13 protein-coding genes are annotated in these 12,697 nt (G+C 68.8%); 8 read left to right on the top strand and 5 right to left on the bottom strand.

Translation table 11 applies throughout. The annotated features are described in order from the left end of the window. Positions 1-6: 6 nt before the first annotated feature. From ACP7AS_RS05910 to ACP7AS_RS05925, 4 genes are all read left to right on the top strand, one after another. A complete protein-coding gene (locus ACP7AS_RS05910; protein ID WP_426027925.1) occupies positions 7-723 on the top strand; it encodes a hypothetical protein in 717 nt (238 codons plus the stop codon). A gap of 14 nt (positions 724-737) precedes the next feature. Next, on the top strand, positions 738-1,157 hold the full coding sequence (locus ACP7AS_RS05915; protein ID WP_426027926.1) for a hypothetical protein: 420 nt from the start codon (positions 738-740) through the stop codon (positions 1,155-1,157). A 104-nt stretch (positions 1,158-1,261) separates the two neighbouring features. Next, positions 1,262-1,549 (top strand): GNAT family N-acetyltransferase, encoded by a 288-nt coding sequence (locus tag ACP7AS_RS05920; RefSeq protein WP_426027927.1) that lies wholly within the window; start codon positions 1,262-1,264, stop codon positions 1,547-1,549. Between the two features lie 146 nt (positions 1,550-1,695). Beyond that, on the top strand, positions 1,696-2,322 hold the full coding sequence (locus ACP7AS_RS05925) for a DUF4126 domain-containing protein (protein WP_426027928.1): 627 nt from the start codon (positions 1,696-1,698) through the stop codon (positions 2,320-2,322). Here the strand turns inward: ACP7AS_RS05925 and ACP7AS_RS05930 are convergent. The 3 genes from ACP7AS_RS05930 to ACP7AS_RS05940 all read right to left on the bottom strand — a co-directional run bounded on the left by ACP7AS_RS05930 (position 2,319) and on the right by ACP7AS_RS05940 (position 5,639). Further along, positions 2,319-2,630: a hypothetical protein gene (locus ACP7AS_RS05930; RefSeq protein ID WP_426027929.1), complete on the bottom strand. Its 312-nt coding sequence runs from the start codon at positions 2,628-2,630 to the stop codon at positions 2,319-2,321. The two genes, ACP7AS_RS05925 and ACP7AS_RS05930, sit on opposite strands and share 4 nt — an antisense overlap. Positions 2,631-2,730: 100 nt before the next feature. Next, positions 2,731-3,744 carry a tRNA dihydrouridine(20/20a) synthase DusA gene (gene dusA / locus ACP7AS_RS05935; protein ID WP_426027930.1) on the bottom strand — a complete coding sequence of 338 codons (1,014 nt, stop codon included), beginning with the start codon at positions 3,742-3,744 and terminating at the stop codon, positions 2,731-2,733. Positions 3,745-3,785: 41 nt separating this feature from the next. Continuing rightward, the gene (locus ACP7AS_RS05940; protein WP_426027931.1) at positions 3,786-5,639 is read right to left on the bottom strand and encodes a monovalent cation:proton antiporter-2 (CPA2) family protein; all 1,854 of its coding nucleotides are present in this window, start codon (positions 5,637-5,639) and stop codon (positions 3,786-3,788) included. 153 nt (positions 5,640-5,792) lie between these two features. On the opposite strand from ACP7AS_RS05940, the gene ACP7AS_RS05945 reads away from it, so the two are divergent. Together ACP7AS_RS05945 and ACP7AS_RS05950 are read left to right on the top strand one after the other, a co-directional pair. Beyond that, entirely contained in the window at positions 5,793-7,634 is a 1,842-nt protein-coding gene (locus tag ACP7AS_RS05945) for a vWA domain-containing protein (protein ID WP_426027932.1), read from the top strand. Between the two features lie 315 nt (positions 7,635-7,949). Then, the gene (locus ACP7AS_RS05950; protein ID WP_426027933.1) at positions 7,950-9,140 is read left to right on the top strand and encodes a winged helix-turn-helix domain-containing protein; all 1,191 of its coding nucleotides are present in this window, start codon (positions 7,950-7,952) and stop codon (positions 9,138-9,140) included. A 141-nt stretch (positions 9,141-9,281) separates the two neighbouring features. Here the strand turns inward: ACP7AS_RS05950 and ACP7AS_RS05955 are convergent, their stop codons facing one another. Together ACP7AS_RS05955 and ACP7AS_RS05960 are read right to left on the bottom strand one after the other, a co-directional pair. Next, a complete protein-coding gene (locus ACP7AS_RS05955) occupies positions 9,282-10,787 on the bottom strand; it encodes an aldehyde dehydrogenase family protein (RefSeq protein ID WP_426027934.1) in 1,506 nt (501 codons plus the stop codon). Positions 10,788-10,884: 97 nt separating this feature from the next. Next, positions 10,885-11,298, bottom strand: a complete 414-nt coding sequence (locus ACP7AS_RS05960; protein ID WP_426027935.1) for a hypothetical protein — start codon at positions 11,296-11,298, stop codon at positions 10,885-10,887. 179 nt (positions 11,299-11,477) lie between these two features. Between ACP7AS_RS05960 and ACP7AS_RS05965 the strand changes: the two genes are divergently transcribed. Further along, complete coding sequence (locus tag ACP7AS_RS05965; protein ID WP_426027936.1) at positions 11,478-11,888, top strand: CBS domain-containing protein; 411 nt, start codon at positions 11,478-11,480, stop codon at positions 11,886-11,888. A gap of 106 nt (positions 11,889-11,994) precedes the next feature. Then, positions 11,995-12,573, top strand: a complete 579-nt coding sequence (locus ACP7AS_RS05970) for a hypothetical protein (protein ID WP_426027937.1) — start codon at positions 11,995-11,997, stop codon at positions 12,571-12,573. The last annotated feature ends 124 nt before the right edge of the window (positions 12,574-12,697 follow it).

Raw genomic sequence — 12,697 nt, forward strand, 5'->3', positions numbered from 1 at the left:
CCGTTGATGGCCGAACCGGGCGATCCCTCGAATTCCGATGATCACGACGACCTGATCGGCTTCGCCTCGCCGGCGTCGCTGCAGGGCCGAATGCGCGAACCGGCCGCGGAGTCCGAGCCGACACCGGACTCCCTTGCGGAGTCGGGCCCGGACCTGCCCACGATGGCGGAGCCGGAGCCGGAGCCGCCCGGGCCCGATACGGAGCCTGACCTGTTCGAGAAGCGGACCGTCTGGACCTCGGCCCCCGCCGGGCCCGAGCCGGAGCCCGCCGTTGCCGCGCCAGAACCAGCCGTGACGACCGCACCACCGGTCGGACCCGCATCCGTGTTCGAGCGGTCGCCCGAAACCCGGTCCCGCCGCCGTCGCCGGGATTCCGTCGCCGATCTTCCAGGCGGCGGAATGGGGCTGTACGCGGTCTATGCCCTGATCCTGTTCGCCGTGCCGACCATGGGCGTGTCGGCGGCGATCGGACTGTTTGCGGTGACCGGCCGCTCGGGACCCGACGACGCGCTGTCGTCCTCGCACTTCATCTATCAGCAGCGCACCCTGTGGGCCGCCGCCGTCGCGGCCGTGGCGGGCCTGATCCTGCTGGCCGCGCCGTTCGCCCTCGGCGTGCCGATCCTGTTCCTTCTGGCGCTTTGGCTGGTGCTTCGTGGCGCTTCAGGCGTTTGGGCCCTGAAGTCCGGCCGCGCGATCGCCGATCCGCGCGGCTGGTGGATCTGACGGAGACTGAGCCGATGGCCGACGCGAAGACCGGGTCGAACCGGGAACCCACCTACAGCCCGGGCCATGAGTCCGAGGGCAAGCCGGCGGCCTTGATCGCCTGGGGCCTGTACATCCTGTCCCTGCCCAGCGCCAATCTGCTGGTCATCGTGGGCCTGATTGTCGCCTACGCCGGTCGTAGCGGGTCCAGCGGTCTGTCCCGCGCCCATATCGATGCCCAGATCGGCCTGTTCTGGTCGGTGTTCTGGTGGACGATCCTGTTGTGGGTCGCCATCGGCATCTGCGGGGTCAGTTTCCTGGCCGCCCCGGTGACAGGCATCGTCCTGGTTCCCCTCGGTCTGCTCCTGGGTCTGGGCCTGCTGTTCCTGACGATCTGGTTCACGATCAAGAGCATCATCGGACTGGTACGTCTGGTCGGCGGCGAGGCCCCCTGACGGGCTCGCGCGGATAAATTGACATTTCCGCGGTCACCCCGGGAACGGCCGGATCGGCCTCGTGTTGGCGCTATGTCCCCTGTCCGACCCAAGGAAGCGTACCCATGACCGAGTTCCGCGACGTTCGAGCCGACCAGAGGTTTGAGCAGGGGTTCGTCGACGCCGAGGGCGAGATGCGGACCGTCTTCGCCGACTATGCGGTCGAGGGATCGACGCGGGTCATCCTGCACGTCGAGGCCGACCCGGCCCTGCGTGGTTCAGGCGCAGCGGGCAAATTCATGCTTGCGCTGGCCGAACATGCGCGTGCCGAACAGCTGAAACTCCAGCCGCGTTGCAGCTATGCGGTCGCCTGGATGAAGCGGCATCCGGAGTTCGACGACGTCGGGGCCTGAGGAACGGGCGGCCAGATCGTCTCAGCCGCCTGCGTAGCCGCCGATGACCGTCCATGGCGGGCTCCTCTGACTGTCTCGATGCAAAAGCCAATGGAGCGCCCGGGCGTTCCCGCGCATTGTCATTCTCGACGACAAGGAGCCGCCGCATGCCCGATCTCGACCTGTCTTCCGTCAGCGCCGCCGCCGGGCCGCTGCAGACGTGGGTCCTGCCCGCCCTGCTGGGACTGGGCCTGGCCTCGGCGACGGGACTGCGCACTTTCCTGCCGTTGTTGATGCTGGCACTGGCCGCCCGGTTCGAGATGTTCGGTGTGCGGCTGATCGATCAGATGGACTGGCTGGTCTCGTGGCCCGCCATCGCCGCTCTGACCACGGCGACCGTGGCCGAGTTCGCCGGCGACAAGGTGCCCGCCATCGATCATGCGCTGAACGCGGTCGGCTATGTCACCCGGCCGATCGCCGGCGCGGTCGCCGCGGGCAGCGTGTTCTGGGGTGTCGACCCGGCGGCGGCGGCCATCGCCGGCCTGATCGTCGGAGCGCCGGCGGCACTGGCCTTCAATGCGGCGCAGACCGGGGTCCGCGTCGGCTCGACCGCCACGACGGGCGGACTGGGCAATCCGGTGGTGTCGCTGATCGAGGACGTGCTGGCCTTCCTCACCGTGATCGTGGCCTTCCTCGCGCCGGTCATCATTCCGATCGTCCTGGTCGGGCTGGCGATCGTGGTCTTCCGGCTGGCACGGCGCATTCGCGACCGCAGCGAGCCCCGGACGGTCTAGAGGATGCGGCCGACGATGGCCTTCAAGGTCTCAGCCTTGGCCGGCAGGTCCGAAGACAGTCGTCCAGCCAGTTCGCGGGCCCCGACCGGATAGGCGTCGCCGCCTTCGGCGATCTCCCTGGCCATGACAGAGGCCTGCATCAGGACCCGCTCCAGCGCCTCGACCTGTTCGACGGCCAGGGCGCGGGCCTCCAGTTGCAGTCGTTTGACGCGTCCCGAGGTCGTCTCCGGCGCGCGCATCAGGTCGTAGATTTCGGACTCGGCGGACACCAGGCGCAGGTCGGCTTTGCCGTTCGGGGTCTTGGTCATGGATTGCGTCTCCTGACGCGATCAATGCGAGGCGGTGCCGTGGCGTTCCCCCGTCAGGCGAGCGTGGTGCCACATCGGCGCGGGCTGTGACTCCATTGCATCAGGCCGCCTCGCCGCGCCGCTCCAGCCGGGCCCCGGCCTCGCGAACCGCGTCCACGGACTGGTCCACGACCTCCAGTCCGGCACCGGGGCGGATGGCCTCGACGGTCAGGATGCGGCGGAAGGCCCGGGCCCCGGCGCGGCCGTGCATCACACCGAGCATATGGCGGGTCATGGCCGCCAGATGGACCCCCTCGGCCAGGCGGGCGGCCATATAGGGACGATAGCGGTCGATGGCGGCGAAGGCGTCCACATCGGGCGTCTCCGCGTCGTACAGACGGCGGTCGGCCTGACCCAGAATGGCCGGCTCGTGATAGGCGGCGCGCCCCAGCATGACGCCGTCGAGGGCCACGCCATCGCTATCGTCCAGATGCGCCTCGGCTTCGTCCAGTGAGGGGATCCCGCCGTTGATCGAGATCGACAGGTGCGGCCGCTCACGCTTGAGCCGGCGCACCAGCCCGTAGTCCAGCGGCGGCACGTCGCGGTTTTCCTTCGGCGACAGGCCTTTCAGCCAGGCCATGCGGGCATGGACGATGAAGACCTGAATGCCCGCTTCGGCGCAGGCGTCGACCGTGGCAAACAGCGACACGGAGGGATCCTGATCGTCGACGCCGATGCGGCATTTGACCGTCGCCGGCACATCGACCGCGCCCTTGATGGCGGCCATGCACTCCGCGACGAGCGACGGCTCGCGCATCAGGCAGGCCCCGAACCGGCCCGACTGGACCCGGTCGGAGGGGCAGCCGACGTTCAGATTGATCTCGTCATAGCCGAAGGCGGCCCCGATGCGGGCGGCCTCGGCCAGCTGGTCCGGGTCCGAGCCGCCCAGTTGCAGGGCGACCGGATGTTCGACCGCGTCGAAGCCGAGCAGCCGCTGGTGATCGCCGTGCAGGATCGCCGGTGCCGTGACCATCTCCGTATACAGAACGGCGCGGGTCGTCAGGGCACGATGGAACGCCCGGCAGTGCCGGTCAGTCCAGTCCATCATCGGCGCGATCGAGAGGCGGCGGTTCATCGGGCGCGGGCTCTACACCAAAGTGGCGGCGGAGGCGACCATCAGGCCACGGTCTTCTGCCGCCCGTCCTCTTCCAGCGCCTCGGCGGCCTCCTCATTGAGGGCCTGGCCCTCGCGGCGGGGTTTGACGTAGGGCGCGGGCTGGGGCGTGACCGCATTGCCGCGCATCAGGGCGCGGCCGGCCTGTATGCCGCCCGACAGTTGCAGGGTGAACCGTTCCTCGTCGCGGCGGCGGACATCGTCGACGGTTTCGCGCGCCTGATCCCCGGTGAAGCCCAGGTCGATCAGCACCTGATAGCCGAACACCAGGGCGCTCTCGAAGGTCTCACGGATCTGGTACTCGACGCCCGCATTGACCAGCCGGATCGAATGTCCCCGGTCATAGGCGCGGACGAACAATTTGGTCAGGGGGAAGGCCTCCTTGACCACGGACACGATCTGGTCGGCGGCCTCGGCCTTGTCGACGCAGACGAGGATGGTCTCGGCGGTTTCGGCCCCGGACGCCCGCAATACGTCGAGGCGCGAGCCGTCGCCGTAATAGACCTTGAAGCCGAATTTGCCGGCGGCCTGGATCATCTCGATGTCCATGTCGATGATCGAGACGTCGACGTCGCGGGCCAGAAGGGGCTGGGACACGACCTGGGCGAAGCGACCAAAGCCGATGATCAGCACGCGTTCGCGCAGGTTCCTCGCATGGTCGACCCCCTCGGCGTCTTCCACTGACATCGTCTCATCGGGCCGCAACCGGTCCGCCAGCATGACCCGCAGCGGCGTCAGGGCCATCGACAGAATGACGATGGCGGACAGGATGGCCGCGGTACGGGCGTCAAAAAGGCCGACGGCAAAGGCGGTGGAATACAGGACGAAGGCGAACTCTCCGCCCTCGCCCATCAAGGCGGCGCGCAACAGGCCCTCGCCGTGTTTCTGCTTCAGCCGCGCGACCGCATAGACTGCAACCATCTTGGCGGTCATGAAGGCCGCCAGTCCGCCCAGAACCCAGGCCCAGTCGGCGACCACGACCCGCAGGTCCAGCGACATGCCGACGCTGAGGAAGAACAGGCCCAGCAACAGGCCCCGGAACGGCTCGACGTCGGCTTCCAGCTGGTGCCGGAAGGTCGATTCCGACAGCAGCACGCCGGCCAGGAAGGCCCCCATGGCCATGGACAGACCGCCGAGGTTCATCGCCCAGGCCGCCCCGAGGACGACCAGAAGCGCGCCCATGGTCATGACCTCGCGACCGCCATAGCGCGCCAGCAGGCGGAAGAAGGGATTGACCACCCAGCGCCCGGCCACAAACACCAGCGCCACGGCCCCGATCGCCAGGCCGACGGTCATCCAGATCGGATAGCCGGTTTCGACCGCCGCGCCGTAGGCACTGGCCAGAACCGCGACCAGCGCCAGCAGCGGCACGATGGCCAGATCCTCGAACAGCAGGATGGACACGATGCGCTGGCCCGGCGGGTCCGCATTCTCGTTCCGCTCTTCCAGCAGCTGCATGACGATGGCCGTGGACGACAGGGCGAAGCCGAAGCCGGCGATCAGCGCGGCGTACCAGGCCAGCCCCGCCAGCATCGCCAGTCCGGTCAGCAGAACCGCACAGGCCAGAACCTGCACGGCACCCAGCCCGAAGATCTCCTTGCGCAGGCTCCACAACCGCGCGGGTCGCATCTCCAGCCCGATGATGAACAGGAACATGACGACGCCGAGCTCGGCGACGTGCAGAACCGATTCCGGGTCGCGCACGATCCCCAGCACCGACGGTCCGATCAGCAGGCCGGCGGCGAGATAGCCCAGGACCGAGCCGAGGCCGAAGCGCCGGAACAGGGTCGCGGCGACGACCATGGCGGCCAGAAGCGCCACGGCATGACCCAGTCCCATGCTGGTCGTCTCGTCCATGCCGGTCCCCCTGTGGCGTGTGGACGGATATTGGGGAGTGATGCCCGCTTGCGCCACCCCGCTGTTGTTGAACCCGAGCCGGCGAAGCCGCCACAGTTTCGCCGGAGACGGGTTGGCCTCATGCACGTCCGACACCCCAAGGGAGATGATCCGATGTCCGTCCTTCCGTTGAAGCAGGCCCTGGCCGGGCTGATGAGCCTGACGCTGGCGTCGCCGATCGCACCCGGGGCCGTCGCCCAGACCAGTGGACGCCCGATCGATCCCGACAAGCCGTCGGACGGAGTCGTCTCGCCGGCGGCCTGCGCGCCGTTCGGCTTCGTCGTGCCCGACCGTACGAGAGTGGATAACGTGGTCGTCACAGGCTCGCGTATCAACGCCGGTGCGGTCCCGGGCGGTCCGCCCCCGCCGCCTCCCATGCCGATGCCCCCGCCTCCACCGCCGCCCGCCCCGGCCTATGTGCCGCCTCCGCCGGGCGTCGCGTTGCCAGAAGCGTCACTCCGCGCGGACCGGATGGCCTCTGTGTCCCCCGTGGTCGTCGGCCAGATCGCCCGACCCGACACCGAACGCTATCCGGATGCCACGCCGAACCCGGTGCGTCGGGTCTCGGACGAACCGGTCTCGACCTTCTCGATCGACGTCGACACGGCCAGCTATTCGAACGTCCGGCGCTTCATCGACGAGGGCCGGTCCCCGCCCGCGGACGCCGTGCGGGTCGAGGAGATGATCAACTATTTCGACTATGGCTACGCCCGCCCGACCTCGGCCGGCCGGCCCTTCGAAATCAGCACCGCGGTCGCGGCCTCGCCCTGGTCGGCGGGACGGCAGATCGTGCACATCGGCCTGCAGGGCTATGAGCTGCCGGAGACCGAACGCAGGCCGCTGAACCTGACCTTCATGGTCGATGTGTCGGGCTCGATGCAGACGCCCGACAAGCTGGCCCTGGCCAAAAAGTCGATGAACCTGATCATCGACCGGCTGCGGCCGCAGGACCGGGTGGCGGTGACCTTCTATGCCTCCGATGTCGGCACGGCGGTGGGCCCGACTCCCGGCGACCAGAAGCTGAAGCTGCGCTGCGCCGTCGAGACGCTGAACGCCGGCGGCTCGACCGCCGGGGCACAGGGGATGGTCAACGCCTATCAGCAGGCCGAGGCCGCCTTCGGGCGCGACAAGGTCAACCGCATCCTGATGTTCACCGACGGCGACTTCAACGTCGGCGTTACCGATGACCAGCGGATCGAGGACTATGTCGCCGGCAAGCGCGGGACCGGCATCTATCTGTCCGTCTACGGGTTCGGGCGCGGCAACTACCAGGACGCGCGGATGCAGACGATCGCCCAGGCCGGCAACGGCGTGGCGGCCTATGTCGACGATCTGGGCGAAGCGCGCCGCCTGTTCGGCCCGGCCTTCGACCGGGGCGCCTTCCCCATCGCCGACGACGTCAAGATCCAGGTCGAGTTCAACCCGGCCCGGGTCAGCGAATACCGGCTGATCGGCTATGAGACCCGACTGCTGAACGAGGCGGACTTCAACAATGACCGCGTCGACGCCGGCGAGGTGGGGTCCGGTGCCTCGGTGACGGCCCTGTACGAGATCACCCCGGTGGGCGGACCCAGTCAGATGGGTGAGCGGCGCTATGCCGAGAACCGCAACAGCGTCGGCACCGGCGGCGGCGATCCGGACGGCGAGGTCGGCTTCGTCCAGGTGCGCTACAAACCGCCCGGCGAGCGGGACTCGCGGCTGATGCAGCAGGTGCTGTCGAATGGCGGCGCTGGCCGGGTCAGCGCCCAGCCGCCGGAAAGCACCCGCTGGGCCATGGCCGTGGCCGCCTTCGGCCAGAAGCTGCGCGGCGATCCGTGGATGGCGGACGGCTTCGGCTGGAATGACGTCCTCGAACAGGCGCAGGGCGCGCGCGGCGACGATCCGTATGGTGAGCGGGCCGAGTTCGTGCAGATGATCCGGGCGGCGCAGGGGTTGCCGGCGCGGGAGAGGCCGTAGAGCGATGGCGCGGTCCTTGTCATCCCGGCCGAAGCGCAGCGGAGAGCCGGGACGGCATGGGCCGCAAGCCTGAACTCCCGGAAATCGCGAAGCGGTTATCCGGGAGACAGGTAGGGGCGGCGCTTGTCCTGACCCGTCTCCCGGATAGCTGCTGACGCAGCTTCCGGGAGGCTGAGTTCCCTGCTTTTGACCGTACCGGCTCTACGCTGCGCTTCGGCCGGGATGACAAAGCACCTGAGCAGTTGTTCAGCGGGGAACGGACTCGGTGGTGCCTGCCCTCTCCCCTCGGCAAGGCGAACGAGGCATGGTCGTCCCGTGACTGAAACCCTCTCCCTGAAAACCGCGCGCCGCATCGCGCTTGCCGCCCAGGGGTTCGGGCGCGCGGGGCCTTCCACGCCCGGCCGGAGCCACGTCCGGACCGTCGTTCAGCGGCTCGGCGTGGTCCAGATCGACAGCGTCAATGTGGTGACGCGAACCCACTATCTGCCGGCCTTCTCGCGGCTGGGCGATTATCCGCGCGAGGCGCTGGAAGCCGAAGCCTGGGGCGCGCGGCCCGGCCTGTTCGAATACTGGGGACACGAGGCGTCGCTGTTGCCGCTCGAGACCCAGCCGCTGCTGCGCTGGCGCATGGAGCGGGCGCGGGGCGGGGCGATGTGGACCGGGCTGTCGCGGTTCGGACGCGAGAAGCGCGCCTATATCGACGGCGTCCTGTCCGAGATCGAGCGGCGCGGGCCGGTCACGGGCGGCGACTTCGCCGAAGGTCCGCGCGGGGCCCCCGGTTGGTGGTCCTGGTCCGACGGCAAGCGGGCGCTGGAGTGGCTGTTCTGGGCCGGGTTGATCACCACAAAGACCCGCAACGGCTTCGAGCGCGTCTATGACCTGACCGAGCGCGCCCTGGCCGCCCGCATCATCGACCTGCCGACACCGACCGAGGCGGACGCCGTTCGCGACCTGGTGCGGATTTCGGCGCGGGCCATGGGGGTCGCCACGGCGGCGGATCTGCGGGACTATTTCCGCCTGCCGCTGGCCGATGCGCGGGACCGGATCGCGGAACTGGTCGAGGCGGGGGAGTTGACGCCCGTGGCGGTCAAGGGATGGCGGCAGCCCGCGTATCTGGCACCCGACGCGCGCCTGCCGCGCAAGGTGGCGGGTGCGGCCCTGCTGTCGCCGTTCGACAACCTGATCTGGGCCCGTGACCGGACCGAGCGGCTGTTCGATGTGCGGGTGCGGCTGGAGATCTACACCCCCGCTCACAAGCGGGCCCACGGCTATTATGTCCTGCCCTTTCTCGAGGACGAGGCGATCACGGCGCGCGTCGATCTGAAGTCCGACCGCAAGGCTGGAAGCCTGCTCGTGCAGGCGGCCTGGCGCGAGCCGGATGCGACGCCGGAGACGCCCGCGCGGCTGGCGGCGGAGCTGCGGCGAATGGCGGGATGGCTGGGGCTGGAGGGGGTCGAGATTGTGGGCAAGGGCGATCTGGCGGAGGCGCTGGAGGCGGTGCTTTAGCTCTCCCTCCCCTTCATGGGGAGGGTGGTCGCGCAGCGACCGGGTGGGGTTCGAAAGGGCCGGAGCGCGGACTGACATACCCCACCCCGTCACCGCTGCGCGTCGACATCCCTCCCCATGAAGGGGAGGGAGAAGGCGAAATCACACCTCGAACTTCACCCCTTGGGCCAGCGGCAGGCTGGTCGAGAAATTCACCGTCTGGGTCTGGCGGCGCATATAGGCCTTCCAGGCGTCGGAACCGCTCTCGCGGCCACCACCGGTGTCCTTTTCGCCACCGAAGGCCCCGCCGATCTCGGCTCCGCTCGGGCCGATATTGACGTTGGCGATGCCGCAGTCTGAACCCCAGGCCGACAGGAAGGCCTCGGCCTCACGCACGCTGTCGGTGAAGACGCACGAGCTCAGGCCCTGCGGCACGGCGTTCTGCATCGTCACGGCCGCGTCGAAGTCGGACCAGGTCAGGACGTAGAGGATGGGGGCGAAGGTCTCGTGCTGGACCACCGCCGACTGGGCCGGCATGCGGACGATGGCGGGGCGGACATAGACGCCGTCGCCCTCAGTCAACGGGGCGACCCGGTCGCCACCGACCACGATCTCACCGCCCTCTGTGACGGCCTGGGCCAGCGCCGTCTCGAGGCCCCGGGCCGCGGCCTCGTCGATCAGGGGGCCGACCAGGACGCCGTCTTCGCGCGGATCGCCGACGGGCAGCGTCTGATAGGCCGCCCTGAGGCGCGCGATCAGGCCGTCGGCGATGCTCTCATGGACCAGCAGCCGGCGAAGGGTGGTGCAGCGCTGGCCGCAGGTGCCGACGGCCGAAAAGGCGATGGCGCGCACCGCCATGTCGAGGTCGGCGCTGGGCGTCACGATCATGGCATTGTTGCCACCGAGTTCGAGCAGGGATCGGCCGAGGCGGGCGGCGACCGTCTGGGCCACGGCCTTGCCCATCCGGGTCGAGCCGGTGGCCGAGACGAGGGCGATGCGCGGGTCCGCGGTCAGGGTCTCCCCGACCTCGCGACCGCCGATCGCCAGCTGCGACAGACCCTCGGGCGCGTCACCGAAGCGAGCGACCGCCCGGTCGAAGATGGCCCGGGTGGCCAGCGCCGTCAGCGGCGTCTTTTCCGACGGCTTCCAGATCACCGGATCGCCGCACACCAGCGCCAGACAGGCGTTCCACGCCCAGACCGCAACGGGGAAGTTGAAGGCCGAGATGACCAGCACCGGCCCCAGCGGCTGCCAGGTCTCGCGCATGGCGTGGCCGGGGCGTTCGGAGGCGAGGGTCAGACCATACAGCTGGCGCGACAGGCCGACGGCAAAGTCGCAGATGTCGATCATCTCCTGGACCTCCCCCAGGCCCTCGGAGACGATCTTGCCGGCTTCCAGCGTGACCAGCCGGGCCAGATCGTCCTTCGACGCGCGCAGTTCCTCACCGAGCAGGCGGACCAGTTCACCGCGACGCGGCGCGGGGACGCGCTTCCAGGCATGGAAGGCCGCGACCGACCGGGCTGCAACGCCGTCGAGGTCGGTGGTCTGGATCAGGCCGCCGGCGCTCGAGCCGTCGATCGGCGAGCGGGTCGGCAGGGAGCCGCCCCAGACCGCGTCGTTCACGCCCAGCCGTTTCAGAATGGCCCTTGCCTCGTTCGCCGCCGTCATCGTCGCTCTCCGTTCGAGCGAGCGGCATAACGGCAGAGCCGGACAAACGAAAGGCCGCCCCGTCGCCAGGGCGGCCCCACTGTTCACATCGCGCCGCCTACCAGCGGTCGCGGCGTTCCTGACGCAGCATCACCTCGATACGGTCCAGCCGGTCGCTGAGCGCCGCATACTCGTGCCGGCTCAGGCCATCACGGCCGTAGCGCCACTCCAGGCTGCGGTACTGCTGCATTTCCCAACCCAGGCGACGGGCCTCGCCGCGGCTGACGCGGCCGTTGTAGGCGACACGGTTGATCCGCTGCTCCAGGCGCTGGGCCCGAACCTGAAGCGCGTTGCCATAGCCGTAACCGCGGTCATGGCGGTCGCCGCGGTCATAGCCGTAGCCGCGGTCATAGCCCTGGGCGTAGCCGGGCGAGCCGACGCCGACGGAGAAGGTCACGTTCTGGGCCAGCACCGGCGTGGCCGTCATGACCGCCGTCGCCGCAAGCGTGGAAAGCAGAGCCTTCCGGATCATGGCGGTTTTCATGGTCTTGTTCCTTATCGTTCCGATCCGAAGCGGACCGTGACGACAGGAAACCATGCGGCAGCTGACACGACCCTGAGGGCCTTGTTGTCTGGCAGTCAGCTAGCTGAACGGGAACCGGTGGCCGGTGCGGGGGTTTTCAGGGCAGCCCCACCTCAGGAGAGACCCCGATGAAAGTTCGTGACGTCATGAGCAAGGATGTCCAGGTCGCCCGTCCGGGCGACACAATCCAGGACGTCGCCGCGCGCATGGCCGCCGGCGACTTCGGCTTCATGCCGGTGACCGACGGCGACACGCTGATCGGGACGATCACCGACCGGGACCTGGTCATCCGGGCGCTGGCCCAGGGGGCGGCGACCAGCGCACCGGTGGTCGAATATATCACCCGCGATCCGCATACCGCCTTCGCCGACGACGACCTGAAAACCGTGCTGGACGCCATGGGTACGAAACAGGTCCGCCGCCTGCCGGTTCTGGACAAGGACAGCCGTCTGGTCGGCGTGGTCTCGCTGGGCGACCTGTCGACCAAGGTGAAAGAGAAATATGCCGGCGAGGCGCTGGAAGACATTTCGCGGACCTGAGCCCTGGTCAGGGTGAGGCCGGCGTTTACGTCCGCTTCACCCTTTCGCGGAACCGGCTGTTCACTCGCCCCGGGGCATCCTGACCTTTGAAGATCAGGAGACGCCCATGGCGCGCGCGCAATTCCAGAAGGGCCAGAAGGTCTGGGTCGAATGCGTCGGCGCATGGGCCCAGATCGAAAAGGTCCAGCCCGTCTGGGCCAAGGGGTTCGAGGAACCCGTCCGTGTCACCTATGACGTCGGCCTCGGCCGGGAGTTCCTGGGGAACGAGTTGCTGCTTCCGACCGAGGATCCCGCCACCAACAGCGGCGAGACATGGCGGCTGATGCGGGCCCGCAACAAATGGCAGACCGCCGACGACTGTCCGCACCACCCCTTCCCGGGCACCTATCCCGTGGTCGTGACCGACAAGGCTGACTGGGGCGGCTGGCGCGTGCCCGGCGCGGAATATGACCGCGACCCCGACCAGATCGAATTCCAGGCCCGGCTGATCGCGGCGGCACCCCGGCTTATGGCCCTGGCCGAACGCCTGATGTCGTCGGTCGACGAGGCCCCCGACGACGCGCCTCCTGAACTGCGGGAACTCGCCCGGGAAGCGCGGTCCGTGCTGAAAACCGTCACGGATATTCTGACCTCGCCGACAGACACCGCAAACGCGGCCGGACAGCGCGAATCCCGGGCCGCCTGAAACCGTTGATCGTTCCCAACCAAGGCTCGACAGGAATCCGCGACGCAGCCTAGATTCCCGGGATCGTCGTCGATTTGTCGGGAGAGCGCCTTGCGGGGCAACGAGCGCCGCATAACCAGCGAAG

Origin of the sequence: Brevundimonas sp. TWP2-3-4b2, assembly GCF_049897345.1 — a bacterium.
In the GTDB taxonomy this organism is placed as follows: domain Bacteria; phylum Pseudomonadota; class Alphaproteobacteria; order Caulobacterales; family Caulobacteraceae; genus Brevundimonas.

What these genes read in the sequence shown, in the direction of transcription:
- ACP7AS_RS05970 (WP_426027937.1), top strand. Translation starts at nt 11,995, where the DNA reads ATGGCGCGCGCGCAATTCCAGAAGGGCCAGAAGGTCTGGGTCGAATGC.
- ACP7AS_RS05965 (WP_426027936.1), top strand. Translation starts at nt 11,478, where the DNA reads ATGAAAGTTCGTGACGTCATGAGCAAGGATGTCCAGGTCGCCCGTCCG.
- ACP7AS_RS05920 (WP_426027927.1), top strand. Translation starts at nt 1,262, where the DNA reads ATGACCGAGTTCCGCGACGTTCGAGCCGACCAGAGGTTTGAGCAGGGG.
- ACP7AS_RS05940 (WP_426027931.1), bottom strand. Translation starts at nt 5,639, where the DNA reads ATGGACGAGACGACCAGCATGGGACTGGGTCATGCCGTGGCGCTTCTG.
- ACP7AS_RS05955 (WP_426027934.1), bottom strand. Translation starts at nt 10,787, where the DNA reads ATGACGGCGGCGAACGAGGCAAGGGCCATTCTGAAACGGCTGGGCGTG.
- ACP7AS_RS05910 (WP_426027925.1), top strand. Translation starts at nt 7, where the DNA reads ATGGCCGAACCGGGCGATCCCTCGAATTCCGATGATCACGACGACCTG.
- ACP7AS_RS05930 (WP_426027929.1), bottom strand. Translation starts at nt 2,630, where the DNA reads ATGACCAAGACCCCGAACGGCAAAGCCGACCTGCGCCTGGTGTCCGCC.
- dusA (WP_426027930.1), bottom strand. Translation starts at nt 3,744, where the DNA reads ATGAACCGCCGCCTCTCGATCGCGCCGATGATGGACTGGACTGACCGG.
- ACP7AS_RS05960 (WP_426027935.1), bottom strand. Translation starts at nt 11,298, where the DNA reads ATGATCCGGAAGGCTCTGCTTTCCACGCTTGCGGCGACGGCGGTCATG.
- ACP7AS_RS05915 (WP_426027926.1), top strand. Translation starts at nt 738, where the DNA reads ATGGCCGACGCGAAGACCGGGTCGAACCGGGAACCCACCTACAGCCCG.
- ACP7AS_RS05925 (WP_426027928.1), top strand. Translation starts at nt 1,696, where the DNA reads ATGCCCGATCTCGACCTGTCTTCCGTCAGCGCCGCCGCCGGGCCGCTG.
- ACP7AS_RS05945 (WP_426027932.1), top strand. Translation starts at nt 5,793, where the DNA reads ATGTCCGTCCTTCCGTTGAAGCAGGCCCTGGCCGGGCTGATGAGCCTG.